A 25,335-nucleotide genomic window follows, 5' to 3' on the forward strand; every position below is an offset into this window, starting at 1 on the left:
CTATCTTCTTTTAAATTGATTCAAATATCAGTTAGATAATTGATAAACAGTACTTTTAATTTTATAACCTAAAAAAAAAACAGCTATTTTATAACTAGATTTGAAACTTAAACGAATAGATTTTGTAAGTTTACCACACTTAGCAAAAAGTAAAATAATATGTCCAAAATAAAAGTTTTAGTTGTCGAAGACGAATCTATTGTTTCAAAAGATATTCAACACAGTCTAAAAAGATTAGGGTACCTTATTTCTGGTGCCTCTGCAACAGGTGAAAAAGCGGTGTTACTTGCCGATAGTGAACAGCCAGATATTGTTTTGATGGATATCATGCTAAAAGGAGAAATGAACGGTATAGAGGCGGCTGAAATAATAAAAAGGGAACATGGTATTCCTGTAATATTTTTAACAGCTTATGCAGATGAAGCAACGATTGCTAAAGCAAAAATTACAGAACCTTTTGGATATATCATAAAACCATTTAAAGAAATTGATTTACATACTTCGATTGAAATGGCTTTATATAAGCATAAAAAGGAAAAAGAAGTTGAAAAGGAGCGCGATCTACTTTATTCTATAGTTGAAAGTAAAAGTTCAAACGAATTTATTTTTGTTAAATCGAATTCTCGTTTAGTTAAATTAAATACGGAAGAAATTTTTTATGTAGAAGCACTAAAAGATTATGTTGTAATTAATACTATAGATGATAGATATACAATTCATTCGACTATGAAGGATATTGATAAAAAATTAGGCGATAAGGAATTTATCAGGGTTCATCGCTCTTTTATTGTTCGACTTGATAAAATAGCTTCAATAGAATATCCTAATCTACAATTAGAAAACGAGAAAAAAACAATTCCAATTGGTGGATCGTATAAGGATAAATTAGTGAAAAGAATTAATTTGATTTGATTTGTAAATCTTAAAATTCTAAATTTCATAGGGTTATATTGATTCTTCCGTAAGATTTATGGAAGAATTTTTTTTTGTGAATTATTGAATTCGCTTAATTATTTTGAATTAAGTTAAAATATTATTCTTGAGTAATATCTTATCATTTTTACAGTTTAATAGGTTGTAAACAATTACAATTTTATTAATCTAAATTTTTATCATGAGAACCTTATTTATAACTACTATTTTATCTTTCTTTTTAGTGTTTTCTTCACAAGCTCAATCCTTAGAACCAACAGAATTTTCTCAACCAACCAAAGGAGATTATATTCTTGGTGGAACTTTAGGTTTTAATTTAAATACGACACCTATTTTAGGAGTTCAAAGCAGAAGCTTAAGATTTTTAATTGCACCTAGTTTCGGCAAATTTATATCAGATAAATACCTAATTAGAGGAGGTTTAGGATATAGTCATTCAAGTAATTATTATGGATCTTCTAGTTTTGAAAATATAGCAGGTAGAACGAATTCATTTAGTTTAAGATTTGGAGTAACTCGCTTTTATCCAATTGTTGACAAGCTTTATTTCACGCTTGAAGGATATATTGGTGGAGGTCTTGTTTTGGATAATTTTTCAAATGGTAATTTAAATACAAACTCTACAAATGCAACAATTGGTGTTTCGCCAGGATTAACCTATTTTATTAATAACAGATGGATGATAAATTCAAGTATGGGAGTTGTAAATTATAAAGTATCTGGCGGTAGCGGAGTGAATACACACACTATCAATGCAGATTTATCAGCCAATTCATTCAGACTTGGTGTGAGTTATATTTTCAAAGGAAAGAACAGAGAGTAATTGTATTTACTCTTGAAGTAATTTTTCAATTAATTCTTTGGTTTTCATTTTATACTCTGTGTATATTTCTCCTGTTCCTGGACCATTAAAACCTGTGTGAATTTTTACCACTTCATCATATTTATTGATGAATATTGAGGTTGGAAATGAAGAGATTTTATTGAGCATATTGAAATCTTTCGAGGTTGCCTCTTTGGAAGCTTGACCACCAACTAAAACGGTATAACTCACTTCTTTGTTTTTAGTGAAACGATTTATTCTTTGAACTTTTTCTTCAAAAGACAAAGGTGTTTCATAGGCAACGCCAATTATTTCTAGACCTAAATGATTGTATTCTTCATATAATTCATTGTAGAACACTGTTTCATCCATACAATTTGGGCACCAAGTCCCTAAAATTTGTACAATCACTACTTTGTTTTGCAATTTTTTGTTTGGATAAACATATTCTTTTCCTTCTAAAGTTTGAAAATTAAATTTAAAATCATCTTTCACCATATAAGTTAACGAATCAGGATTTTTAAGTTGAAAATCTTCATTTTTAAATCCTATCCAGTTGGTTTTCCAATGATTTCCAGAGAGAAATTCACCTCTCAAGGTATCATCTTGTAAAGTAGCATTAAACATGAAAATATGTGCTCCATCAAAGGTTGAAAGTTTTAGTTCATTGTTTATAATAGAACCACTTAAAAAACGATAGTCACCAGTTTCTGTTAGAAAAGTTCCTGAAATACTGTGGTTACTTTGTTCAAATTTTCCTATTGCAGGATATTCACTTGATGAATTTGAATTAAAAGCGATTTGCCAATTCCCATCAATATTTTGATAATCATCGCCTAAATCTACTGTACCAAAAGATTCATGAAATTTTGCAGTTAATGCTATTCTCGAATGGTTTTTACGATCAGGATTGACAAAATATCCTGATAATTTATTTTCGTTTAAAGAATCAATTTTAAAGATTAAATAGTTTGGATAGCTAGAGAAGTAGATTTTTAAACTGTCATTTTCAAATGTTAAAGGATTCATTTCAACCCTTTCTTTTCCATTTTTGATAACTATTTCTTGATTGTTATCTACCTCAAAATTAAAGGGTAACTCATTATTTTCTGGAAGGTGTAATTTACCTATCCATGAACCTTCTTTAATTTCTGATGCGCTCGAGAAAAGATGAGTAAAAAGAAATAACGCAAGTACAACAACATGTTTATAATTCATTTTTAATAATTTCTGTTGCTCAAAAATAAGAGCATCTTTTTATTGATGCAACCTTTTATGTAATATTGTGGTCTTTAATGCGAAGTGAGAAAATGGATGATGAAACTCTTGTACAGAATTGTATTTCTGGAAACGGTGAAGCGCAACGTGAGTTGTTTGATCGTTTTTCCCCATTAATGTTAGGGGTTGCAATGCGTTATATCAAAGATAAATCACGCGCAGAAGATGTACTTCAAGACGGGTTTATCAAGGTATTTAAAAATATTCATCGATTTGAAAATAAAGGTTCTTTGGAAGGATGGATTAGGAGAATTATTGTGAACACTGCTTTAGATCAAATTAGAAAGAATAAGAAAAGTCAAAATAATTTACAATTAGACGATTCAAATTTTGAAATTGTTCAGAAAAGTGATGCAATAGGAAAACTAGAAGCTGAAGTTTTAATGAAAATTATTCAGCAGCTTCCAGATGGTTACCGTGTTGTTTTCAACATGTTTGCGATTGAAGGATATAGTCATAAGGAGATTGCTAAAGAATTAAAAATTTCTGAAAGTACTTCCAAGTCACAATATTCTCGTGCCAAATCTGTACTTCGAGATACTTTAAAAAAATACAACATTGAGCGATAAAGATGAAATAAAGGAATTGTTCCAAAAAGAACTGGGAAACTACCAAGCGAAGGTAAATCCTAATTTATGGAATGGAATTCAAGCTGGTCTAGGAAGTGCAGGAACTGCCGCTGGAGTGGGTTCGTCTTTGGGTTTAATTGGTAAAATTGCTATTGGAATATCAGTTGTCGCTGCGATTACGGTGGGAACTATTTTGGTAGTGAACAACGATGAAAATTCTCCAAAATCTGATAAAATAGTAACAGATTTAAAAACAGAAGATTCAGTTACTAAAGAAAAAATAGAGGATTTAAAGTTAAAAGAAGAAGTAGTAAAGGAAAATACAAATGAAATTGATGTTTCAGTTGACAATGATATTCAACTCGAGGATCCAAAAGAATATGGAATAGAAAATACAGAAGAAATTTCAAATTCTAAATCTGTTAAAAAAGAGGAGCAATTTATAGAACAACCATCGAATGAATTGTTACCTAAAAATACAGAGCTTACTACAGAAAAAAACGTTCAAAAATCACAATCAAATCCAGTTGAGAAAATTGTTAATTCAACACCTGTTAATAATGAAACAACTATAGAAAAAGAAGCATTTGTTTCAGAATTATCAGAAGTTCAAGCTATGGTTATGAAACAAAGTAATCAATATGTTTCATTCAAAACAGAAGGAATTCCGAATAATGCTTATGTGGTTTGGAATTTTGATGATGGAACGATAGATAGAAACTATAATCCAGAACATTTTTATACTAAAGCAGGAACTTATAATGTGACTTGTACAGTTACAACAGATCAAGAAGAAGTCGTAAAAAATATTCAAATCGAAATTAAAATTAGTGCAGAAATTGGTGATTTACCTAACGTTTTTACACCTAATGGAGATGGAAATAATGATGAGTTTTTTGTTACTTGTAAAAACATTAAAAACTTCCAACTGACAATTATTGATCAACAACAAAATATTATTTACACTACAAATGATGTTGATTTCCGTTGGACAGGAATTGATAAAAATGGTCAAATAGTAAAAGAAGGAATTTACTATTACATTTTAGTTGCTGAAGATGAAGCTGGAAATACGATAAATAAATATCAGCAATTGCATTTGCAGAGGTAGGTTGTAAAAATTGTTCTATACTTTTTCATTTAAAGTACTATCTAGCTATAATGAGAATTATGTCATAATTGTAGTTGTCATGGAATTGTACCGAAAAGAATTCCAATTGAATAAAATTCCTTAAGAATGGATATTAATTCAATTAAAATATAAAGCACATTCTGATTGTTAATGCCTATCCGATGCTTTACCCTTAAATTTTTACAATCCATTAAGCTGGTGATTTTGATTAAGCTGTCAATTAGCAAGATTCTTTACAAATTTCTAATTGCAACAATTTATAAAACTGAAGCTACACTTCCCGATAAGCAATTATTATTATTTGACTTCGGTGAATTTTGCTTTACTAGAGAAATTTAGGAGAGGTATTTTTCTTTATTATCATTAGGATGATATCCTAAAATAATCTATTTTAGATACTTAGTGTATTTACTATGAGGAAATTAACCACAACTTTTCTTATTTTATTGATCAGTTTATTTTCGAATTCTCAAAAAAATGAATTCAATCAACCGAAATCCTATAAATGGATGCTTGGATTATTTTGGAACAATGTTTTTGATTCTGGTTTAGGATCACAACAATTTCTACAAATTAGGAAAAACCATTGATAAAGATACGCTAGTTTAAGGTCATTTTTTTTCATTCAATACTCATTTAAAATACAGTTTAGGTGCTCATATGGAACAACAAAGGTTCGATTTATTTCTACTTGCAGGATTAGGTTATACAGGAAGAGAAACCAATAAACCTCAAAGCACATTAGGTGGAATTATTGGCTTAGGTTTTAATTTTTTTATTGCTCAAGGAGTAGGTATTCAAATGCGAGGAATTGGAAATTTTAATTTGTTAGCAAGTGCATCGAATTTCACTCATGTTCATTTCGGACTCGTCTATAAATATTCTGATTATTCTCGCTATTCAAATTTTTCCAAAAGAAAATACCATTGGAGTACTAAAAAAGCCAGATATTAAAAACAGTAATCTTCAATATATTTAAGTTCGCGCTTCATTGGTATTTATACAATATATTCTCTAAACAATTGTTATTTTTGTAAGTACGCCTTTATTCAAATAGGTGTTCTATCTTTCAATAAAAGATGATACAAAAACAAAGAGAATGCAAAACAAAAAATCAAAAGATACTTTAATTTTAAAGACAGACAGAAAACCTATCCGTGTTGGAATTTCAATTGGTGATATCAATGGAATTGGTCCAGAGGTGATTATTAAAGCATTGAGGAATTCTGATATTTTAATGGATTGTACACCAATTATTTATGGTTCTACAAAGACAATGTCATTTCATAAAAAAGCAATTAATGATGATTTATTTAATTATCAAAGAGTACCCGATGCTGCAAATGCACAAGACAGAAAAATAAGTATTGTTCCTTGTTGGAATGAAGTGGTAGATATTCAATTAGGAAAGGCCAACGAAACAGGAGGAAAATATGCTTTTAAATCTTTAGAAAGAGCTACGCAAGATTTAGCAGCTGGAAAAATTGATGTGTTGGTTACTGCGCCTATATCAAAAGAAACAATTCACATGGCTGGATTTAAATTTCCTGGTCACACGGAATATTTAGCGGATTTATCAGGAGCAGATGATGCATTGATGATGATGGTTTCAGGTGATTTACGTGTTGCTTTGGTAACAAGTCATATTCCTCTGAAACAAGTGATTCAGGAAGTTACACAAGAGAAAGTATTGGCTAAAATTCAAGAATTAGAAAAAAGTTTAAAGAAAGATTTTGGTATCGTTCGACCACGAATTGCAGTATTAGGGTTGAACCCACATGCCGGTGAAAAAGGAGAAATGGGAACAGAAGAATCTGAACAAATTACTCCAGCTATTCAAAAAGCAATGGAAGAAGGAATTTTAACTTTTGGACCTTATCCAGCTGATGGTTTCTTTGGAAGTCGCCAGTATGCAAATTTTGACGGCGTTTTATCAATGTATCACGATCAGGGTTTAACAGGATTCAAATCTTTGGCATTTAATGACGGAGTTAATTTTACAGCAGGATTACCTATCGTAAGAACTTCACCAGATCATGGAACAGCTTTCGACATAGCAGGAAAAGATGAAGCACATGAACAGTCAATGCGCAGTGCGATTTATTTAGCTGTAGATATTTACAGAACAAGAAAATTTGTGAAGGAAATGAATGAAAATCCGCTAAAAAGTCGTCCGGTAAGAGAAGAGAGAAAATCGAAATTTTTCTAGTAGAGTCGTAAAATAACCCAAAACAAATTAAAAAATGAGTTTAAATCTTGAACTTTTAGGAGCTATTTGTCAAGCACCAGGTGCCCCAGGCTATGAGCAAAAAATCAGGTCATTAATTTTAGAAGAAATTCGTCCACTTGTTGATGAGGTAGAACTCGACAACATGGGAAATATTTACGCCATAAAACGCGGAAAATCTGATAAAAAAGTAATGATTGGTGCCCACATGGATGAGATTGGTTTCATTGTAACGCACATCGATGAAAAAGGATTTATTCGTTTTCATACTTTGGGTGGATTTGATCCAAAAACACTAACAGCTCAACGTGTTTTAATTCACGGAAGAGAAGATGTAATGGGAGTGATGGCAGCAAAGCCAATTCATGTGATGACACCGGAAGAGCGTAATAAAAATCCTAAAACAACAGATTTTTTTATCGATACAGGACGTTCAAAGGAAGAAGTTGAAGAATTGATTCAAATTGGTGATCCAATCACAAGAGAGCGTTCTTTTGTAGAAATGGGAGACTGCGTCAATTCTAAATCTTTAGACAATCGTTTGGCGGTTTTTATCTTAATTGAGACTTTAAAAAACTTAAAAGATAAAGAAGTACCTTATGACATTTACGGCGTTTTTACGGTTCAAGAAGAAGTTGGAATTCGGGGAGCAAATGTAGCGGCATTAAAAATTAATCCAGATTTTGGATTTGGTTTAGACACAACAATCGCTTATGATTTACCGGGAGCTTCAGCCCACGAGAAAATTACTTCTTTGGGTGAAGGAACCGCCATTAAAATTATGGATGCTTCTACAATTGCCGATTACCGCATGGTAGAATACATGAAAAAAACGGCAAATGGTCACAATATAAAATGGCAACCAGAGATTTTAACTGCAGGAGGAACAGATACAGCGGGAATTCAGCGAATGACAGCCGGAGGATCGATTGCAGGAGCTATTTCTATTCCAACAAGGCATTTACACCAAGTGATTGAAATGGCGCACAAGGAAGACATTCAACGCAGTATTGATTTGTTGATTGCTTGTGTTTCGGAAATTGATACTTTCGATTGGAGTTTTAAGTAGAATTACGATAAATCACGAAATAATTATACGAAAAGAGATTCACCTAGTGAGTCTCTTTTTTTTGATGTTAGAATTGTAAAAGGTTTGGCAGTGAATGATTAGAAACGATTATTATCTCAATTGAACACAAATAGGATTAAAAACAGTAGTTTGATGTGTGGTATTAATTTATTATGTTTGGTAGAAATATAGGTTGGTTATAGACTATGGTCGATAGCCAATTGTTGTGCCACATTAGAAAAAACTTAAATGGAAAAAATATATTTAAAGAATTATAAAGGATTTAAACAACAATTTGTTGATTTAGAGGATATTAATTTTCTAGTTGGAGAAAACAGCACAGGAAAAACTTCTTTCTTGAAAATTATTAATCTTTTATCTAGTTCAGAATTCTGGTACAACTACGAGTTTAACAACAATGAAGTTGAATTAGGTTATTTTGAGGAAATAATAAATAAAAGAGCAGAGGATAAATTTTTTCAAATCGGAATTGAAAAACCACATTTCGATGATGTTGATAAGAAACAAAATAAAAAAACATTCAGGGTCATTTTTGAATTTACAGAAGAGAAATCTGTTCCAATACTTACACAAGCAAAAGTACAAATAGAGACACAGGATGTATTAATTAAGTTTACAAAAAAACAAATTACTTACCGTGTAAAAAATTCGGGTATCACAGAATTTGAAGATTGGGCTTTAGACTTTAAATTCCCTCAAAAGTATAAGAGAATTAATATTCCTCAGAAACAAATTCCAATATCAATTTTAATAAGGCTCATTGAGAGTGAAATCAGGAAAAATGATAATGAATTTAATTTTCGAGGTTCTTTTGGACGAGAAATGCTTTATTCAAATTACAAATGGCTAGCGCCAATTAGAGCAAAAGCAAAAAGAACTTATGAATCATACAAAATCAAATTCTCACCAGAAGGCGAACATATACCATCAATTCTTCGTCAGATTTTAGGAAACAGAACAAGCACAGAGAAAACTAAAATAATTACTAGTTTAGAATCTTTTGGTAAGAATAGTAATTTATTTGATAAAATTGAAATACGAGAATTAGGAAAAAAGAATAGCTCACCATTTGAAATTATAGTAAAATATAAAGACATTGAAATTAAACTTCCTAATGTAGGTTATGGTGTATCTCAGTCATTACCATTAATTATTGAGGTTTTGTCTACAAAGAAAACTTGTTTTTCAATTCAACAACCAGAGGTTCACCTACATCCAAAAGCACAATCTGCATTTGGTAGTTTTTTATATAATGCTGTGAAAAACGACCAAAATAAGTTTATAATTGAAACTCATAGTGATTTTACTATAAACAGATTGAGGTATAAACTTCATACATCAAAAAAAGAGGTGGCTTTCAATACAAAAGTTTTGTTTTTTGAAAGAAATTCTGAGGGTAATACAATTACTAACATTAAAATAAACAAAGATGGCTCATATTCTGAAAAAGTCCCGACTAGTTACAGAGACTTTTTTATTGATGAGGAACTTAAATTATTAGAATTATAATTTAAGTATGGCAATAATTATAGACGCAAACTGTGTTGCTAATGTATTTTCAAAATCATCTGCAAAACACTCAGATTTCAAGCCAGTACTTGAATGGATTTTATTAGGCAAAGGACTAATGATATATGGAGGTAGTCAATATCGAAAAGAAATGGCTAAAACTTCAAAATACCTACCCATTATTAGACTACTTAAAGATTTTGGTAAAGCTTTAGAAGGTTGCCAAGATGAAATTGACGAATACCAAAAGAAAGTAGAAGATTTGAGAGACAATGCTGATTTTGACGACCCTCATTTACCTGCAATTGTTGTAATCACAAAGTGTAGACTAATATGCTCAGAGGATACACGGTCAATTCCTTTTGTAACAGATAAGAAATATTATCCTAAAAGTTTTTCAATACCAGCTTATTATACTTCAGAAAAAAACAAAAATTTATTAACTGATAGGTATGTCGATAAGAGTTTAAAACCATTATGTAAATTAAACAAAATGACAAGTGAACGCATATCTAAATTACTAAAATAACGTGGTACGATAACTAAGTATTCGGCGTGCCGATTACGCCCTACGGTTGTGAGATCGCTTCGCTAAGTTGGCCAATATTTAGACAAACTCAATAGAACCATTTCGATAAACTCAATGGAGCCTGCTGAACTACGTAGTACTCATGAATACCTTTAAAAAACAATCAAGAAATGAATAATACCATGTTGACAGCCTGTCCCGTATTTTAATCGGGAGATCAGGATTTCCCTATGAGGAATACGATTTAATACTGTATTATTTGAAAAATTAACTTGCTGATTTACGTCTTGTTTATGAACGTGCAATTACTTTATACTTCCTCATTTAACCAGTTCTGAATCCAATGAAATATCCATCGAAATAGAATGAATATTTTAGTTTTCTTTAGCGATGCTTAGTCAAACTCTACTTATCAATAATTTTCTACACTTCGACCAAGTAGCTTCTTGATTGAATCACAAGTTTATTTTTCTATCTTTGGTTAGTGGCAGAAAACAACAGATAAAACGCTTTTAAGTTGTGAAACCATAAAAACTCAATGAAACAGATTACTTTGATATTGACCTTATTTATTTCTTTCAGTTCTTGGGGACAGGAAATAGACATTGAAATAGAATCAATCCTTTTTAGCTGTTTGGTAAAGAGTTATAATGAGCAGAAAGTCAATATTCAACAGGAACTTGTCGAGCTCGAAAAGTATCTAATTACCAGCAAATCACTTAAATCTTCATCAGGACAATCATATTTTGATTTTTACAATGAAATAATTGAACTCAACGATATTCCGGCAACTTTGGACTATGATAGATTTGAGAACATTTACAAATTGACACCCAACGAATTTTATTCTACTGATTGTTTAGAACAACTCCAACAGCTTGATTCAACAAGCCTTGCAAATTCAAAATATAGCCAAATGAGGCTTGCGATACAAAATGCAGCACAAAACGAAGTTTCACCTTCAACTATTGCCAAAGCTATAACCAGCGTTCTGGAGTCTTCTGACTTTGATAGGCAGTATTATAGAGCTGTTGCGCTATTGACAATTGCATATACAGCCAATGCAGAAGTAGGGTTTAACATAAAATTAAAAACTAATAGTGATGCAGAAATTGAGACATACGAATCAATATTTGTGACATTGACAGAAAAGGACCAAATTATTGTGAATGAAAACGAGATAAGTCGAGAAGAACTAAAAACTATCCTAAGTAAGTTTATTAAGACAAATGGCTCAAATCACGTAATTATCTTTCGAGCGGATAATGGAACTTCCTATGACTATTACTTAAAAGTACAAAATCAAATTGCCTTGGTTTATTACGAACTTAGAAATGAATTAGCCATTACAAAATATAATCAAACGTTAAATGAATTAGCTGAAGACAAACAGAATGAGATTAAACAGACTTACCCGAAAAGAATAAAAGAATACATGACAGAGCATTAGCTAACGCTCGATCGAAGTTAAGTATTCACTTTAAAATTAATTAAAGATGCACTGGATATTCTTAGAATATAATATCACAAAACAAGAATTACTTTTAGATTTGAAAGAAGTATTCAAAAACGAAGAGTTTTCTTTTCTTGATGAACCAAATTCAGAAGGAATACCAATAGAACTTTATGGAAACCAATCGTTTCTTAAAAGCCACATTGAATTATTTATTGATGAAGAAAATAAGGGATTCAATTATGCAGATAAATTGGCAGAGTTTCTTTCAAATAAATATGATTGTGATTCTGTGCGTGAACTTCATTCAAAGATTGCCTTTATTGAGTTTAATGATAAGCATGCTATACAGTTTTATTCAGTACTTAACAGAAACGGAAAGAAATACATAATCGAGGATGATGGAATTCTTGAGGAAGGTTTTAAGATAAAAATAAATAGAGAGGTAAAAATTAATTACAACACTATATGAAAGCATAAAAACGTATTTTACACTCAACAGTTACAATCATGAAAAATCTACTCATCATAATGACATTAATCTGTCTTTCAAACTTTAGTTTTGCACAAGCTTCTGATTTTAACTTTGAAAAAACAGCCTGTGTAGAACCTTTGTCGGCTGAATATCAATTAATTTATGATAGCCTTTTACCAAAAGAAAATTGGAAAAAGGTAAAATTTACAAATGATTGCGTTGAAATGCTGTATTATATCCGAAATTTTGAAGATGAAGCGAAAAGAAATGCCAATATCAATTGGGATAGAGGATATGTAAGATCAATAAAGTGGATTCGGTGGAATCTATGTAAACAGACAGATTTATTTGCTGAAGAAATAAAAGATGAAATAGAAAGTGATTTAAAGAGACTCAGAAGATTTCGAAAACCATATACAGAAAATGACATTTATGTAAGACTTAATAGAAGGGTTATAGAATACTACCTTAATTCTTTTGAATGACATAGCTCAATAACTTATGATGCATCCTTTTGGAGGATACCAAATTTTCAATAAGCAGCATAAATGAAACTCTATTTCCTCACTCTTACCAAGGAAATATATGAATATATAAAATCCTTGACCATTTAAAGTTCTTTTTAACCAAAAACAACATTGGAACTATTACGAGTAAAATAACCCATCCTATTGCTATTTCTGGTAGGAAGAAATGATAAAGGAGATAGGTGATAAGACCTTGAAAAATAGACAAAGCATAACCAAGGTACATTGCGCCAATAAAATATCCGGGTTCGCGCTCAAAACGATAATCACATGCTGAACAGCGATCGTTCATTTTTGGAATGTTTAAAATTGCTGTTTTTTCTTCAAAAACATGACCTTTTCCACAGTTTGGACATTTTTCACGATAAACAGCAGCAACAAAATTTACGACCTTCTTTACTTTATTCATGCGACAAAATTACAACGAACAGATCTTTATTGGTTCGTATTATATACGCCAACAATAGCATTATTCAGACATTTATTATATTTGTTTTATGAAAGAAGGTTTTCCTGTTTACAGCATACAAAATTTCGAGACTATTGATAGTCGAGATGTTTTCTATGTAAACTACTTGAGTGATCATGTAAAAACACATCATTTTACTGAGTTTCCACATAAACATGATTTTTATTTAACAGTATTAATTACACATGGGAGTGGTAAACATGAAATCGATTTTGAATCTTACGATGTTGTTCCAGGAACAGTATTTATGCTCAAACCGGGTCAGATGCATTTTTGGAAGTTTTCATCTGATATTGAGGGTTTTATCTTTTTTCATAATTCTATATTTTTTGATGAAGGACATTTAACGACAGGAATAAAAGATTTTGAATTCTTTTCCTCTCTTCAGAATCCACCGGTGGTTTATTTAAAACAACAAGTTGTACCTTTAATAGTAGGATTTATGCGTGATCTTGTTGCAGAATACACGCAAGAACGTTACCATAAGTGGTCGAAGATTCGTTCGTTGATTAATCTCATTTATATTGAAATTGGAAGAAGCTACGTCCCGATTTACCACATTGAAAGTTTGACTTATTTGAAAAAGGTGAGACAGTTTGAAGATTTGATTGAATTAAATTTCAAATTCATGAAATTTCCGAAAGACTATGCTTCATTATTAAATATTTCTGAAAAGCACCTCAATAGAATCGTAAAGAATTGCTTAAATAAAACAAGTGGTGCCATGATTCAAGATAGGGTTTTGTTGGAAGCTAAAAGGATGTTGATGCATTCGCAATTGAATGTGTCAGAAATTAGCGATGAACTTGGATTTAGTGAAAGTTCTTACTTCATTCGCTTTTTTAAATCGAAAACAGGAAATACTCCGCTCAATTTTGTACAGCAATACATGCAACAGTAAATACTTGATTACTTGAAAGAAGATATAAAACAACAGGTAGTAGGTCAGCAGATCATAAAAGTGACTTACTTCGAATTAAATGATACTCAACAGCCATTTTATTTTGATGGCTTCGACAATTTTGATTTGGGAATTGAGATTGAATTTTCCAATGGGTTTCACCTTCATATCGGTTGGAAGGAACAATGATCAACATGAAATTGGGACAGGAAAATACATTCCAATTAAGCGGCTGACACCTTACAAAGAAATTAATGCAACAAAAAGATGGTCATCATGTCTCCACTCAATAATTCAAGATTTTGAGGTCATATATGTGAATGAAGAATGGAAGATTCCCGCGCAATGCACATTTAGTTTTATCAATTCTGAAAAATTTTCAATAGTCCTGGGAGGAGAACTAAATAAAGACAATTCGTTACCGCTGCCTTTGCAATACGAGGAAATATGTGAAATCTATGTTTTTCATGATAAAAATCTACCTGAAATAAAATGGGTTGAATTGTTTCCACCAGATTACCTAGAAAACGAAGCAAATAATAAGCAATATGACACCGAAAGCGATAAAACAGGATGTAGTTCACGTTTTATTGGAGGTATAATACTTTTTATTTTCCTTGTCATAATTCTTATAAAAATGGGACTAGACAGGTAGAAATTGCTCTAATTTATACCAGACATTTTGTTCTTTTAAACATAATGCTTAGCGGGTGCTTTTCCACTTGTTTAATAAGTTACTACAAAAAGAATACATTATTACATGAGTCAAGTCTTAAAAGATCAAGCAAACAAAATTCCGCTAGAAATCAATTGTATTTCTAGTAAAGAAAAAGGGCAATAAATGCAAATTTCTTCGTTAATCAATAGCGATTTTGATGAAGGTGATTTGCTAAGTTTAGAAATGAAAGTTGAAAAAATAATTGGATCCATTAATTTATTAAATGTGGTTAATAAATAACTTTTAATGCTAGAATTTTAAACATTTTAATCGGATGATTTTAGCGTAAAAAATTTTAAGTTCAACCGTATTTCATTCAAATAGTTACTAGATCGAAAAATATTTTTAAATTTATAATATTATTGCTACTGTACATTGTTAATCGCTAATTGTAATGAAAAAAATACCGTATAATTTATATATACATTTTGAAAAATTGAATTCTTTTTTTGAAGAAAGTACTGATAGAAAAGAAGTTTTTTTGAGGTGCGGAATGGCATCAATAGAGTTTTCAACATTTTTATTGGGAAATACGCTAAATAAAGATAAAATATACAATGCTGATAAAATAACTGATATTTTAAAAGGAATAGAATCACAATTTAAAATATTAAGTTCTGGAGATTTTAGTAAAGGAGAAAAAGGATTTCAGAACAGTTTTTCAGATAATATTGACAATCTAAAACTAGTAGGTGAAGAATTCGCTGGAGTTATAGATAGAATTAGCGCTAATTATTTCGAACTTTCTAAAAAAGTTGAAATGGGACTTGATGGTCCTATGAATGGCATAAGAAAGCATTTTAATTTATCAGAAATCACAGTAGAAAATTATGATGTAAGGGTTTATATGGATTACCCTAATGTTGTAAAAATGCTTAGAATTAATGAATTAGAATATTTTAATTCAGAGGACACATTGTTTATGGTGACCCATCAAATTTCTGAATGTTGGTTTAAAATAGGGGTGAATGAACTACAAACTATACATTCATTAATTCAAGATTCTGGATTTGATCATCCAAAAATTGGACATCATTTTAATGTTTCATACGAGGTGTTACTCTACTTGTCTGAACATATTTTAATTTTGGAACATATGGTTTTAGCTGAGTACCATCCATTAAGAGTTGCCCTAAGGGGTGCAAGTGGTGGTCAATCTCAACAGGCTCCTGGTTTGTTTTATTTTTCAAGATTAATCTTTGATAAGTATTTGAAGCACCTTGAAAATGAAAATAAAAGTATTGTTGAAGTGCTAGAAAAACCAGAGGAAAACACTGTTTCTGTAGCTGTTTTAAATAATTTTTCAAAGCTTGAACGTTCATTAAAGAATTTCTTTTTTCAGCATTATATACTTTCTTCAAATATAATTGGTTCTCAATCTTTCGGTTCTATTGGTTTTGACCTAGTGTCATTAGTTGATAAATTTGTTGAACCTATTTTCAAAGAAATAGATCAAGCAAAATATGATTTAACATTAAAAACTAACTATCAATATGGAAATAGTGCGGGAATTTTAGTGCTTGAAAAGGAAGGTCCAACACCAGAAAATGCGGAAAAACATACTTCTAATGTGGATACAATAGATTCCACAGTGAATAACTATTTTGATGCAATTAGCCGATTTGATCAAGAAGGTTGGATTGGATTATTTTCTGAGGATGGTTATATCGAAGATCCTATTGGAAGTCGTCCTTACATTGGACATAAGGAGTTAGCGATTTTCTTCAAGGGAGTAATTAGATTTTTCACAGAGTTTAGTATGGAAATTGAAAGCAAGAAATTCGAAGAAGAGTCTATAAAAGTAAGTTGGAACACCAAAGCCACAAGTTATAATGGGAAGGAAATCATTTATAAAGGAGTAGAAGAATTTAAAATTAATGAAGCCGGTAAAATAATGTCAGCTCAAGTAGAATGGGATCCTTCTGTTATTGCAGACCAACTTTAATAAAAAGAGCTTAAAATCAGTTAATTACATATTTTACAAATAGCGTTTAGATATTTTGAAAATATGATTATATTTAAGAATTATTAGAATGAATATTTATAATACTAAAAGCTGAAACTATCTGATTTATAGTATCTTTGTAAAACTAAATTGTTAATGTACGCACAATCAATGGAAAGATATAATTCAATAGAAAATCTTAAATTATTAAGTGAAAGCGCTTTAGAAAGTTCTTTAGCAGGATTTTGGGATTGGAATATGTTGACCAATGAGGAATACCTTAGTCCTCGATTTAAGGAAATGTTTGGATATGCAGAATCTGAGATGGAAAATTCTCCTGATGCATGGCAAGAAATCGCATTTCAGGAAGACCTACCTAGTATGTATGAATCCTTGGAGAATCATATAAAATCAAAAGGTAAAATTCCATTTAACGTTATTGTACGTTATTATCATAAAAATGGGAGTACTGTTTGGGTTAGATGTAATGGTAAAGTTGTTGAATGGGGAGATGATGATAATCCTGTTCGTGTGATTGGTTGTCATGTTGATATTACAGAAGAAAAGAAACAAGAATTACAGCTAAAAAAAGCAATTAAAGAACGCGATATTTTACTTCAGGAAGTTCACCATCGTGTTAAAAACAATCTTCAGTTGATTTTAAGTTTATCGCGGTTGAAAGATAAAAACGGTAAGGTTGAAACCCATGAAATTGAAGACTCAATAAATTCGATTGCCATGGCTTATGAAGCCATTTATAAAACTGAAGATTTAGATATAGTTCATATCGATACTTATATAAAGCAGATTATCACACCTCTAATTCAAAAACGTGATATTAAGCTTAATATTGAATCTATAGATTTTAAACAAAATATTGACTTTTTAATTCCAATTGGGTTAATTATTACTGAATTGGTGAATAATTCATTGAAACATGGGAAGCCAACATACGATGCAATGAATATCATTATTACTATTGAAAAGGAAGACAATATACTTAAATTGAATTATTGTGACGATGGCGTTGGTTATGGCGATGGCTTGATTTCTATTCAAGAAGGAAATTCATTCGGAATTGCAATCATTGATGGCCTCATCGATCAGTTGAATGGTTCAATTAGGTTATATGATAATAAAGGAGCGTGTGCAGAATTACAAATAGATTTGACTAAAGATAGTATCTAAAACAGCTCCTTTTTAATTTTCTAATTTGTGAAATTGCAGGAAAAATGTTAGTTTCAAAATTGAAGGGATAACTTGAATTTTCTCTAAGAACTAAATTTATGAAGGAAAAAAAATTCCTTAAAGGAATTTTACGCATTTGGATTGTTTGTCTCGCAATCGGTTTGATTTCAGCATATTTCGGTCAATTTCAAGAGCAAAAACTAATTTTAATTGTTAGTGCTATTGTCTTACCATTTTACTACGTGATAAAAATCTATTGGTTGGATAAGGAGAAAACCAGCAAAGCTTAGGTTTCTAATTCTAATCGTAAAGTTTATATTTGGCTCAAACCTTATAAATAAAGTATCATAAACAAGGTAATATTGTTAGTAATTGGGCTTGTTGACTTATATTGTAGGACAATTATTAAATGAAAAGTAACGAATGTTAATCTTGGTTGAATTATCTTTCACCCACCCAAAACCTCCAAATACTTCCCGAAATTCGCTTTTACAGAATATTCTTCAACAATCGTTTTTCGTCCTTGCTGACCAATTAATTTTCGTTTTTCAACATCGGTCAACAACTCTACTAAACGTGTTTTCCATTCCTCAGGAGAACTACATAAATAGCCGTTTTTGCCATCTTTTACGATTTTGGTATTGACACCCACGGGAGATAAAATGGTTGGAATTCCGAGCGCCATATATTGCAATGCTTTGAAACCACATTTACCATTTGACCATTGGTCTTCTACAAGTGGCATAACTCCAATTTGGAATGTTGCAAGGTCTTTAATTTCGGTTGCTTTATTCCATGGAATGAAATCCAAAGACTTGAGATTAAACTGAGGTTTTTCATTTGAAATTACACGAAAAATGAAGTCATGTTCTTTTTCTAATTCTGCTAAAATAGGAACCAAATCTTCTAAATAACGCAAGGTGGTTTGTGTTCCTGTCCAGCCAATTACAATGGGCGAATGATTGTAATCTGTAATTAAATTGTGATGATTTTCTAAATCTATCGTTGTAGGAATTACCGTAATATTTGAATTAAATGAACTGGCATATTGGGCTAAATAATCGTTTCCAACTGTTAATTGATCTGCCCATTTCATGCAATAATTAACTTTCCAATATCCTTTTAACCAATGTACTTTTGCATTGACTTCACTGTAATTGGGTAACCAAATGGCATCATCGAAATCGTAAATATATTTCTTGCGAAGCACTTTCGATACAAACCACTCAAAAATTGGCGGACCAACATGCGACATTTCTCGGTGAACAAATAGAATGTCTGCTTTCTTTAACTTAAGAATAGAAATTGCACGTTTGAAAAAACTTCCCAACATTCCCAATCCTTTTTTTACGAAATTTCCTTCGAGGTAAAGCAATTTCCATGTCTTTGCGTCTAAAAAGCTTTCATAAACAATTTCGTATCCTTCTTTTTCGAGTAAAGGCAAATACTGTTCAAAACGAAAACGTTGAGAAGGAGCAGTTCCTTTTGGGTAAGGAGCAAATATGACGATTCTTGGTTTCATAAGTTTAATTTACCATTCAAGGACAACCTTTCCTGTTGATTTTCCGGAAGCTAAAAACTCATGAGCCTCACAAATTTTTTTCGCTGGATAAACAGCACCCACTTGTGGCTCCAATTCGCCTTCAATGGCCATGCACATCACTTCTTCTAAACAGTATTGTAAAGTTAAAGGTTTAAAATCTCCAACTTTCAACATATTTATTCCAATAATACTTTTGGCTTGCATCATTAACCCAATAGGAATAACAAATCCCATTTTTCGAATGAAGTTTAATTTTGAAAAGATTCCCCATTTTTTACCTGACATTTCACTACCGCCAAATAGAATGAGTGTTCCGGTTAACCCTAATAATTTCCAATCTTTTTTGAAAGTAGAACCTCCAATCGGGTTAAAAGAAACGTGTAATATTTTATCTTTTAATATGGTTTTCACTTGCTCAGCGTAATCACTTTTATTGTAGTTTACAATATGATCGGCACCTAAGCTTTTTAAATATGGAATTTTCGAATCGCTTCCTGTCTTAGCTATAATCTCAACTCCTTTCTTCTTTAGAATTTGAATTAAAGCCGTTCCAACACCACCTGCGGCAGAGTGAATAAGTACACAATCTCCTTTTTGTACGTTGGTTGCTATATTGCTCATGTAATACGCCGTAACATATTGCGTTGCGATACATAAAGCTTTATTTCCATCATAATCACCGATTTCAGTAACCGCAAAATGTTTCGTGTTTACGCACTGACTATATCCGCCAAATCGGGTGAAAGCAACAACACGTTTTCCCATTAAATCTTGTGGAGCATCTTTTCCAACTTTCGTGACTTCACCGACAACTTCATAACCTAAAACACACGGCAGAGGAGGAGCTTCTTTATAATTTCCTTCTCTCGCCATGACATCGGCATAATTAATTCCGAAACGCTCAACGGAAATTTGAACTTCGTCCTTTTGAGGTTCAGGAATAATCAATTCAGTGAAATTAAACGCCTCTTTTGGTTCGCCAAACTTGGTGAGTTGGATAGATAATTTAGTCATTTTTATTCTCTTTTCCTTTTGCACTGATTACGATTACGATTTCTCCTTTTGGAGGAGTTTCTTCAAAGTAAGCGAGTAATTCTTGTGCTGTTCCTCGGTGAAAAGTCTCAAACATTTTTGAAATTTCTCGCGCTACACAAATTTGTCTGTCTGGTGCTAGGAATTCGACCATTTCCTTCAACGCCTTTTTCAAACGATGAGGTGATTCATATAACACAACCGATCTTGGTTCTTCAGCGATTGCTTTCCATTTTGTTTGACGTCCTTTCTTATGTGGAAGAAAACCTTCAAAAATGAAACTATCACACGGAAATCCGCAACCTACAATTGCAGGAATAATTGCAGAAGCACCTGGTAAACACACTACATTTATGTCGTTTTCGATACAGGCTCGCACCAATAAAAAACCTGGATCAGAAATTGAAGGAGTTCCAGCATCAGAAACGATGGCCGCTGATTTTGCAGATTTAATTTGATCAATCATTCGCTCAACCGTTTTGTGTTCGTTGTGAATGTGATGCGAAATTAATTGATTTGAAATTTCGTAATGCTTTAACAATTGTCCTGTTGTTCTTGTGTCTTCAGCCAAAATAAAATCAGCTTCTTTTAACACACGAATAGCGCGTATAGTGATGTCTTCTAGATTTCCTATTGGAGTGGGAACAACGTATAATGTACTCATAATTTATCTTGTTAAAACGATCAAATCGTATATGCAGGTGTGAAATTTAAAAGCATAAAGGTAAACAATAAATGTAGAAAAGTGAACGTGTTTTTTGTGATGATGGAGCACGGACTTTAGCGACTGATTTTAATTAGGAATTTAAAGGGAATCAGTTTTCATTTTTAGAATATCATGTCATTTTTTCAAAGAATCAAGCTCCTTTTCACTTGAAAGCTTAATTTTGAGCAGTAACACATTATTATGTATAACAAATTGATTTGATGAAAAACCCGTTTTCATATTTATTACAACTAAAAAGCTATACGGTTTTAAGTGCTCTTTTTGTGAGCGTTTTGTTGTTGTATTGGGGTTATGCCGACAGCAATTTTGAGTTGGTAGAAATGAATAAACTCATCATTAGTCAAGCAACGGCAGATGGAATTTCTATTCAAAGTAGAATTGATTTATTCTATGGATTGATTTTTCGACTGGTGATTTTATTGTTGGTTAACCTGACCTTATTTCAATTTATTTTTCAGCGCATTAAAATCAAAAAACACCAAGAAAGCGTTTTACTTTTATTGAGTGCCACAGGAATATCAATTCTTATGCTTCAAGTGATCGGAATTCAAACGGAAGCGCTGATTCACTTTGTTTTCTTTTTGTTGATTTATAAAATCGTCATTTATGGTTTAGCCAATAGTGATTTTAAATTGACTAAAATATTCAAAGCAGAAGTGCTCAGTAATTCAATTTTGGCGTATGGATTCTTAACTTATTTCGCGGTTTTATATTTGACAGGAACTCAGCAATTCTTATTGATTTATACTTTGTCTGTTGTTGTTTCATCAACTGTTTTTCTCTTGCTAAAAAGCTATTCTAAAATTTCATTACGTAAAATAAATAGCTTCATTTTTCCTATAGTTTTTGTTTCCATTCTTTCATTTTTATCTGTTGAATTAACGATTCTTCAATATCAAAAAGGACATGATTTTTTAGGCTACAGAAAGATGTTTTTGTTGCTTTTTGTGGTTGTTTCAATTGTGTTTTACAGTTTGACTTTCTTAAGAAAGAAACAACTTAAAAGTGCTTCTCTTATTTTCAAAAAGTATTTAGCTCCTTCCGTAATCATTGCTTTTTGTTTGTTGGTTTATTATTTCCCAATTGTTCAATTAAATACGGAAGTTTTCGAACTTGGAAATCCTGCAAATGCGATAATGAATATCTTTAAATTCAATGAAATACCTTTTGTGGATTTCATGAGTTCACACATGTTTTCGGAGCAATGTTATGGCATAATTTATTCACTTATTTTTGGATATAGCAATAATTTAGATTTTCAGATTTACTTCTTTTTCAATCGATTACTCTTTCTTTTAGTGGCTTATTTCGTAATGAATAAACTGTTTAAAAAGCCTGCTTTTTCTCTTTTATTTGTACTCGTTTTCCCATTCTTAACTGAAGTTTTTTCAAATGATTTAGTCTTTTGTTTATTGCCGTTTTTCATAATCCAGTACATTGTAAAAGAATCCAAAACGAAACTTTATTTCTATTTATTTGCTTCAATTATCTTACTCATCGTTTGGAAAATTGATACAGGTTATGCGGCTTTGGTTTCTACTTTCTTCTATCTTTTATTCTTAGGAATTACGCAATCAATTACCATCAATTGGAAGCATTTATTGAAAGGAATTGCACTTACATTCTCTTTTGTTTTCGCTTTACTTTTACTGGCGATTCTATTGCGAGGAGGAGAATACATTTTGGATAATTTCAGAAATGCATTGCACTACGTAAGCGGAAATCAAGCGCACGGATACTCAGAAATAGCACACAGTTATCCGCATCAATTTTACATTTCATATTTCTTTTTACCACTTATTTCTGTGCTTTCAGTTTTGTATATTGTTTACCTTTTTTGGAAAAAAGAAATGCTTCTTTCTACAACAAAAGGAGATAAATTAATTTTACATTCTTCCTTATTTTTCTTCTTAATTTCTTTAGCGAATGCACAGCGTGGAATTGTGAGACACGGTTATGTAGAAACCAATGACGGAGCAATTATCACTACATTTTATCTCGCTTTAGCCCTTTTATTGGTGTTTTTAACCAGAAATTATGTTTCGAAAAACAAATTGACATTCTTTTATGTGGCTTGTTTTTCTCTATTTATCATTTTCAGGTTTTTCCCTTATCAACCGGAATATGGAACTTTTGATCGAGCGATAAAGCAAAATGCTTTTATTTCTTTGAATGTTGATATCGCAGCGAAAACAGATTTACGTCGTACAATTCCGGACCATGGTTTTTATGAAAGTAAACTCAAGGAATTTAAAAACTTTGTAGATGATAATTTAACGAAAGATGAAACTTTCTTAGACTTTTCAAATACTCCGATGATGTACTATTATGCTGGAAAGAAAGTCCCAGGATATTTCTGTCAGAATCTTCAAAATAGTATTGATGATTATTCTCAAATTCATTTGTTGAATACCTTGAATCCGAAGGATGTTCCGGTCGTAATATTCTCGTCTTATCCGGCGAGTTGGTTTGATATAACAGACGGAATCCCGAACAGTATGCGCTATTATTTGGTGGCAGAATACATTTATCAAAACTATGAACCGTATGCTATTCTCAGCGATAAACGGATTTGGATTGCGAAGGATTTTGAAATTAAAAAGGATGATGCTAAGGTAAAGGATACAGTTTCAAATATCCCTGTTGAATACAATTACAAAAAAACGGCGCACTTTATTCATGACTTTTATGAAAGAAGTAATTTCGAAGATTTAGAGAAAGTAAAGGAATTTAAATTAGAAAATGAAGGTTCAATTTCAATTAAAAACTTAGCTAATTTAGCTCCTCATGCATACATTCTATTTGATTTTGAAGAAGGATTTGAGACGGCAGTGAATGAGTTTGTCTTAGAAGATTCCTTGGGAAATAAGCTCGACTTGTTTAAGTTTGAAATCAATAATAAACTTGGAAATAAATATATGATTCGTGTTTCAAATAGCGTACATTGGCACAATGGAAATGTGGATTCATTCAAGTTTGCGAATGAACAAATGTCAGGACTAAGAAGCATTTCACTTTATAAAGATACACGATTTGAAGACTAAACATCAATTGGCATTAGACAATTATCTCATCAAACCTATTGCGTTTTTGATGAATTTTTTGGTGCGAATTGTCGGGAAAATTCTAAGTATTGATCATAATCTTGACAGAGATTTCAAGCACATTGTGGTGTGTAAATTCAAAGGAATGGGAAGTATTATTCAAGCCACTCCAATGCTAGAAGCTTTGCGAAAACAATTTCCAGATGCTGAAATTACCTTTGTTTCTACGAAAGCCAACAAAACGGTTTTAGAGAAAATTAAACACATCGATTCTGTTGTTTGTTTGGATGATAAAAATGCATTTAAACTGATTTCAACTACTTTTTCATCGCTGTTTAAGTTGATGAGAAAACGTCCGGATGTTTATATTGATTTAGAAATTTACTCGAACTTCAGTACATTATTTACCTTGTTTACTTTCTCGAAAAACAGAATTGGTTTTTATTTAAGATCGAGTTCTTTCAATATGGGAATTTACACACACATGATGTTTTTCAATAATAATGTGCCGATTTCAGAGGTTTATTTGCAGATTTCACGTCTTTTTGGAGTAAATCACACAAAAAACGAATTATATCCTTTAAACAAGAATACGCCAATTTATGACCGAATTCCAAAAAGCAAATACATTATCATCAATCCAAATGCCTCAGATTTAAGATTGGAACGAAGATGGGGAGCAGATAAGTTTAATCAACTTGTTTTGAAATTGGTTGAACATTATCCTGACATGGAAATTTTAATTGTTGGAAGTAAAGGAGAACGTCCTTACAGTGAAAAAACACTTGAGGGAATCAATCATCCGAGGGTGAAAAATGTGGCTGGAAAAACATCAATTGATGAATTAATTGCCTTGATTCACAATGCAACTTTAGTCATTACGAATGACACCGGACCAATGCATATTGCGTTTGCGTGCAAGACTCCAACAGTTTGTTTGTTCGGGCCTTGTTCTCCAGATCAATACGGAGGAAACGAATACACAACTGTGATTTACAAGAAAGTTTTCTGTAGTCCTTGTGTGCATGATTTTAATATTTCGCCTTGCAATGGAGACAATGTTTGCATGAAATTAATTACAGTGGACGAAGTATTTTCAAAGGCGAAAATTCATTTGGATGAGAAATTTATTCCAGATTTAGAAAATAAAAACAAGACGATTTATTACAGTGATCAAGGTCAGAAAACTTTGGGGTTAGTAAGAAGAACCTTGTAATAGCCCA

General features: G+C 31.5%; 23 protein-coding genes. 18 read left to right on the forward strand and 5 right to left on the reverse strand.

Going from position 1 to position 25,335, the window contains the following annotated elements:
* Nucleotides 1-159: 159 nt before the first annotated feature.
* Nucleotides 160-912, forward strand: a complete 753-nt coding sequence (locus C6368_RS13480) for a response regulator (protein WP_107039746.1) — start codon at nt 160-162, stop codon at nt 910-912.
* Between the two features lie 202 nt (nt 913-1,114).
* Nucleotides 1,115-1,756 carry an outer membrane beta-barrel protein gene (locus tag C6368_RS13485; RefSeq protein ID WP_107039747.1) on the forward strand — a complete coding sequence of 214 codons (642 nt, stop codon included), beginning with the start codon at nt 1,115-1,117 and terminating at the stop codon, nt 1,754-1,756.
* A 6-nt stretch (nt 1,757-1,762) separates the two neighbouring features.
* On the opposite strand, the gene C6368_RS13490 is transcribed toward C6368_RS13485, so the two are convergent.
* Nucleotides 1,763-2,974, reverse strand: coding sequence for a TlpA family protein disulfide reductase (locus C6368_RS13490; RefSeq protein ID WP_107039748.1), 1,212 nt, complete (start codon nt 2,972-2,974; stop codon nt 1,763-1,765).
* A gap of 77 nt (nt 2,975-3,051) precedes the next feature.
* On the opposite strand from C6368_RS13490, the gene C6368_RS13495 reads away from it, so the two are divergent.
* From C6368_RS13495 to C6368_RS13540, 10 genes are all read left to right on the forward strand, one after another.
* Complete coding sequence (locus C6368_RS13495; protein ID WP_234369142.1) at nt 3,052-3,603, forward strand: RNA polymerase sigma factor; 552 nt, start codon at nt 3,052-3,054, stop codon at nt 3,601-3,603.
* Nucleotides 3,593-4,714, forward strand: a complete 1,122-nt coding sequence (locus C6368_RS13500; RefSeq protein WP_107039749.1) for a T9SS type B sorting domain-containing protein — start codon at nt 3,593-3,595, stop codon at nt 4,712-4,714. The genes C6368_RS13495 and C6368_RS13500 overlap by 11 nt, the downstream gene beginning before the upstream one ends.
* Nucleotides 4,715-5,395: 681 nt before the next feature.
* Entirely contained in the window at nt 5,396-5,689 is a 294-nt protein-coding gene (locus tag C6368_RS13505) for a hypothetical protein (RefSeq protein ID WP_107039750.1), read from the forward strand.
* Nucleotides 5,690-5,834: 145 nt separating this feature from the next.
* Nucleotides 5,835-6,944, forward strand: coding sequence for a 4-hydroxythreonine-4-phosphate dehydrogenase PdxA (pdxA, locus tag C6368_RS13510; protein ID WP_107039798.1), 1,110 nt, complete (start codon nt 5,835-5,837; stop codon nt 6,942-6,944).
* 34 nt (nt 6,945-6,978) lie between these two features.
* On the forward strand, nt 6,979-8,031 hold the full coding sequence (locus C6368_RS13515) for a M42 family metallopeptidase (protein ID WP_107039751.1): 1,053 nt from the start codon (nt 6,979-6,981) through the stop codon (nt 8,029-8,031).
* A 249-nt stretch (nt 8,032-8,280) separates the two neighbouring features.
* On the forward strand, nt 8,281-9,561 hold the full coding sequence (locus C6368_RS13520) for an AAA family ATPase (protein ID WP_107039752.1): 1,281 nt from the start codon (nt 8,281-8,283) through the stop codon (nt 9,559-9,561).
* A gap of 7 nt (nt 9,562-9,568) precedes the next feature.
* Nucleotides 9,569-10,090 (forward strand): hypothetical protein, encoded by a 522-nt coding sequence (locus C6368_RS13525; protein ID WP_107039753.1) that lies wholly within the window; start codon nt 9,569-9,571, stop codon nt 10,088-10,090.
* Between the two features lie 538 nt (nt 10,091-10,628).
* Complete coding sequence (locus C6368_RS13530) at nt 10,629-11,540, forward strand: ExbD/TolR family protein (RefSeq protein ID WP_107039754.1); 912 nt, start codon at nt 10,629-10,631, stop codon at nt 11,538-11,540.
* A gap of 46 nt (nt 11,541-11,586) precedes the next feature.
* On the forward strand, nt 11,587-12,015 hold the full coding sequence (locus C6368_RS13535) for a hypothetical protein (RefSeq protein WP_107039755.1): 429 nt from the start codon (nt 11,587-11,589) through the stop codon (nt 12,013-12,015).
* Between the two features lie 38 nt (nt 12,016-12,053).
* Nucleotides 12,054-12,503, forward strand: coding sequence for a hypothetical protein (locus C6368_RS13540; protein WP_107039756.1), 450 nt, complete (start codon nt 12,054-12,056; stop codon nt 12,501-12,503).
* 85 nt (nt 12,504-12,588) lie between these two features.
* On the opposite strand, the gene C6368_RS13545 is transcribed toward C6368_RS13540, so the two are convergent.
* On the reverse strand, nt 12,589-12,954 hold the full coding sequence (locus C6368_RS13545) for a DUF983 domain-containing protein (RefSeq protein WP_107039757.1): 366 nt from the start codon (nt 12,952-12,954) through the stop codon (nt 12,589-12,591).
* A gap of 88 nt (nt 12,955-13,042) precedes the next feature.
* Here C6368_RS13545 and C6368_RS13550 point away from each other — a divergent pair, with 88 nt between their 5' ends.
* The 4 genes from C6368_RS13550 (at nt 13,043) to C6368_RS13565 (ending at nt 17,766) form a co-directional block, all read left to right on the forward strand.
* A complete protein-coding gene (locus tag C6368_RS13550) occupies nt 13,043-13,915 on the forward strand; it encodes a helix-turn-helix domain-containing protein (RefSeq protein WP_107039758.1) in 873 nt (290 codons plus the stop codon).
* A 106-nt stretch (nt 13,916-14,021) separates the two neighbouring features.
* Nucleotides 14,022-14,570, forward strand: a complete 549-nt coding sequence (locus tag C6368_RS13555) for a hypothetical protein (protein ID WP_107039759.1) — start codon at nt 14,022-14,024, stop codon at nt 14,568-14,570.
* 457 nt (nt 14,571-15,027) lie between these two features.
* A complete protein-coding gene (locus C6368_RS13560; RefSeq protein WP_107039760.1) occupies nt 15,028-16,578 on the forward strand; it encodes a nuclear transport factor 2 family protein in 1,551 nt (516 codons plus the stop codon).
* 156 nt (nt 16,579-16,734) lie between these two features.
* Nucleotides 16,735-17,766: a PAS domain-containing protein gene (locus C6368_RS13565; protein WP_107039761.1), complete on the forward strand. Its 1,032-nt coding sequence runs from the start codon at nt 16,735-16,737 to the stop codon at nt 17,764-17,766.
* 448 nt (nt 17,767-18,214) lie between these two features.
* On the opposite strand, the gene C6368_RS13575 is transcribed toward C6368_RS13565, so the two are convergent.
* Genes C6368_RS13575 through rsmI form a run of 3 tightly spaced genes read right to left on the reverse strand, consistent with a single transcriptional unit; the run spans nt 18,215 to nt 21,005 of the window.
* Nucleotides 18,215-19,288, reverse strand: coding sequence for a glycosyltransferase family 4 protein (locus tag C6368_RS13575; protein ID WP_107039763.1), 1,074 nt, complete (start codon nt 19,286-19,288; stop codon nt 18,215-18,217).
* Between the two features lie 9 nt (nt 19,289-19,297).
* The gene (locus C6368_RS13580; RefSeq protein WP_107039764.1) at nt 19,298-20,323 is read right to left on the reverse strand and encodes a quinone oxidoreductase family protein; all 1,026 of its coding nucleotides are present in this window, start codon (nt 20,321-20,323) and stop codon (nt 19,298-19,300) included.
* Complete coding sequence (rsmI, locus tag C6368_RS13585; protein WP_107039765.1) at nt 20,316-21,005, reverse strand: 16S rRNA (cytidine(1402)-2'-O)-methyltransferase; 690 nt, start codon at nt 21,003-21,005, stop codon at nt 20,316-20,318. Before rsmI ends, C6368_RS13580 begins: the two co-directional genes overlap by 8 nt.
* 263 nt (nt 21,006-21,268) lie before the next feature.
* On the opposite strand from rsmI, the gene C6368_RS13590 reads away from it, so the two are divergent.
* Complete coding sequence (locus tag C6368_RS13590) at nt 21,269-24,112, forward strand: cupredoxin domain-containing protein (RefSeq protein WP_107039766.1); 2,844 nt, start codon at nt 21,269-21,271, stop codon at nt 24,110-24,112.
* On the forward strand, nt 24,102-25,328 hold the full coding sequence (locus C6368_RS13595; protein ID WP_107039767.1) for a glycosyltransferase family 9 protein: 1,227 nt from the start codon (nt 24,102-24,104) through the stop codon (nt 25,326-25,328). The genes C6368_RS13590 and C6368_RS13595 overlap by 11 nt, the downstream gene beginning before the upstream one ends.
* Nucleotides 25,329-25,335: the final 7 nt, after the last annotated feature.

This window comes from Brumimicrobium mesophilum (assembly GCF_003025005.1).
In the GTDB taxonomy this organism is placed as follows: domain Bacteria; phylum Bacteroidota; class Bacteroidia; order Flavobacteriales_D; family Crocinitomicaceae; genus Brumimicrobium; species Brumimicrobium mesophilum.

Bases quoted from the DNA above. Each gene is read 5' to 3' on its own strand.
- C6368_RS13480 (WP_107039746.1), top strand. From the start codon at position 160: ATGTCCAAAATAAAAGTTTTAGTTGTCGAAGACGAATCTATTGTTTCA.
- C6368_RS13485 (WP_107039747.1), top strand. From the start codon at position 1,115: ATGAGAACCTTATTTATAACTACTATTTTATCTTTCTTTTTAGTGTTT.
- C6368_RS13490 (WP_107039748.1), bottom strand. From the start codon at position 2,974: ATGAATTATAAACATGTTGTTGTACTTGCGTTATTTCTTTTTACTCAT.
- C6368_RS13495 (WP_234369142.1), top strand. From the start codon at position 3,052: ATGCGAAGTGAGAAAATGGATGATGAAACTCTTGTACAGAATTGTATT.
- C6368_RS13505 (WP_107039750.1), top strand. From the start codon at position 5,396: ATGGAACAACAAAGGTTCGATTTATTTCTACTTGCAGGATTAGGTTAT.
- pdxA (WP_107039798.1), top strand. From the start codon at position 5,835: ATGCAAAACAAAAAATCAAAAGATACTTTAATTTTAAAGACAGACAGA.
- C6368_RS13515 (WP_107039751.1), top strand. From the start codon at position 6,979: ATGAGTTTAAATCTTGAACTTTTAGGAGCTATTTGTCAAGCACCAGGT.
- C6368_RS13520 (WP_107039752.1), top strand. From the start codon at position 8,281: ATGGAAAAAATATATTTAAAGAATTATAAAGGATTTAAACAACAATTT.
- C6368_RS13525 (WP_107039753.1), top strand. From the start codon at position 9,569: ATGGCAATAATTATAGACGCAAACTGTGTTGCTAATGTATTTTCAAAA.
- C6368_RS13530 (WP_107039754.1), top strand. From the start codon at position 10,629: ATGAAACAGATTACTTTGATATTGACCTTATTTATTTCTTTCAGTTCT.
- C6368_RS13535 (WP_107039755.1), top strand. From the start codon at position 11,587: ATGCACTGGATATTCTTAGAATATAATATCACAAAACAAGAATTACTT.
- C6368_RS13540 (WP_107039756.1), top strand. From the start codon at position 12,054: ATGAAAAATCTACTCATCATAATGACATTAATCTGTCTTTCAAACTTT.
- C6368_RS13545 (WP_107039757.1), bottom strand. From the start codon at position 12,954: ATGAATAAAGTAAAGAAGGTCGTAAATTTTGTTGCTGCTGTTTATCGT.
- C6368_RS13550 (WP_107039758.1), top strand. From the start codon at position 13,043: ATGAAAGAAGGTTTTCCTGTTTACAGCATACAAAATTTCGAGACTATT.
- C6368_RS13555 (WP_107039759.1), top strand. From the start codon at position 14,022: ATGGCTTCGACAATTTTGATTTGGGAATTGAGATTGAATTTTCCAATG.
- C6368_RS13560 (WP_107039760.1), top strand. From the start codon at position 15,028: ATGAAAAAAATACCGTATAATTTATATATACATTTTGAAAAATTGAAT.
- C6368_RS13565 (WP_107039761.1), top strand. From the start codon at position 16,735: ATGTACGCACAATCAATGGAAAGATATAATTCAATAGAAAATCTTAAA.
- C6368_RS13575 (WP_107039763.1), bottom strand. From the start codon at position 19,288: ATGAAACCAAGAATCGTCATATTTGCTCCTTACCCAAAAGGAACTGCT.
- C6368_RS13580 (WP_107039764.1), bottom strand. From the start codon at position 20,323: ATGACTAAATTATCTATCCAACTCACCAAGTTTGGCGAACCAAAAGAG.
- rsmI (WP_107039765.1), bottom strand. From the start codon at position 21,005: ATGAGTACATTATACGTTGTTCCCACTCCAATAGGAAATCTAGAAGAC.
- C6368_RS13590 (WP_107039766.1), top strand. From the start codon at position 21,269: ATGAAAAACCCGTTTTCATATTTATTACAACTAAAAAGCTATACGGTT.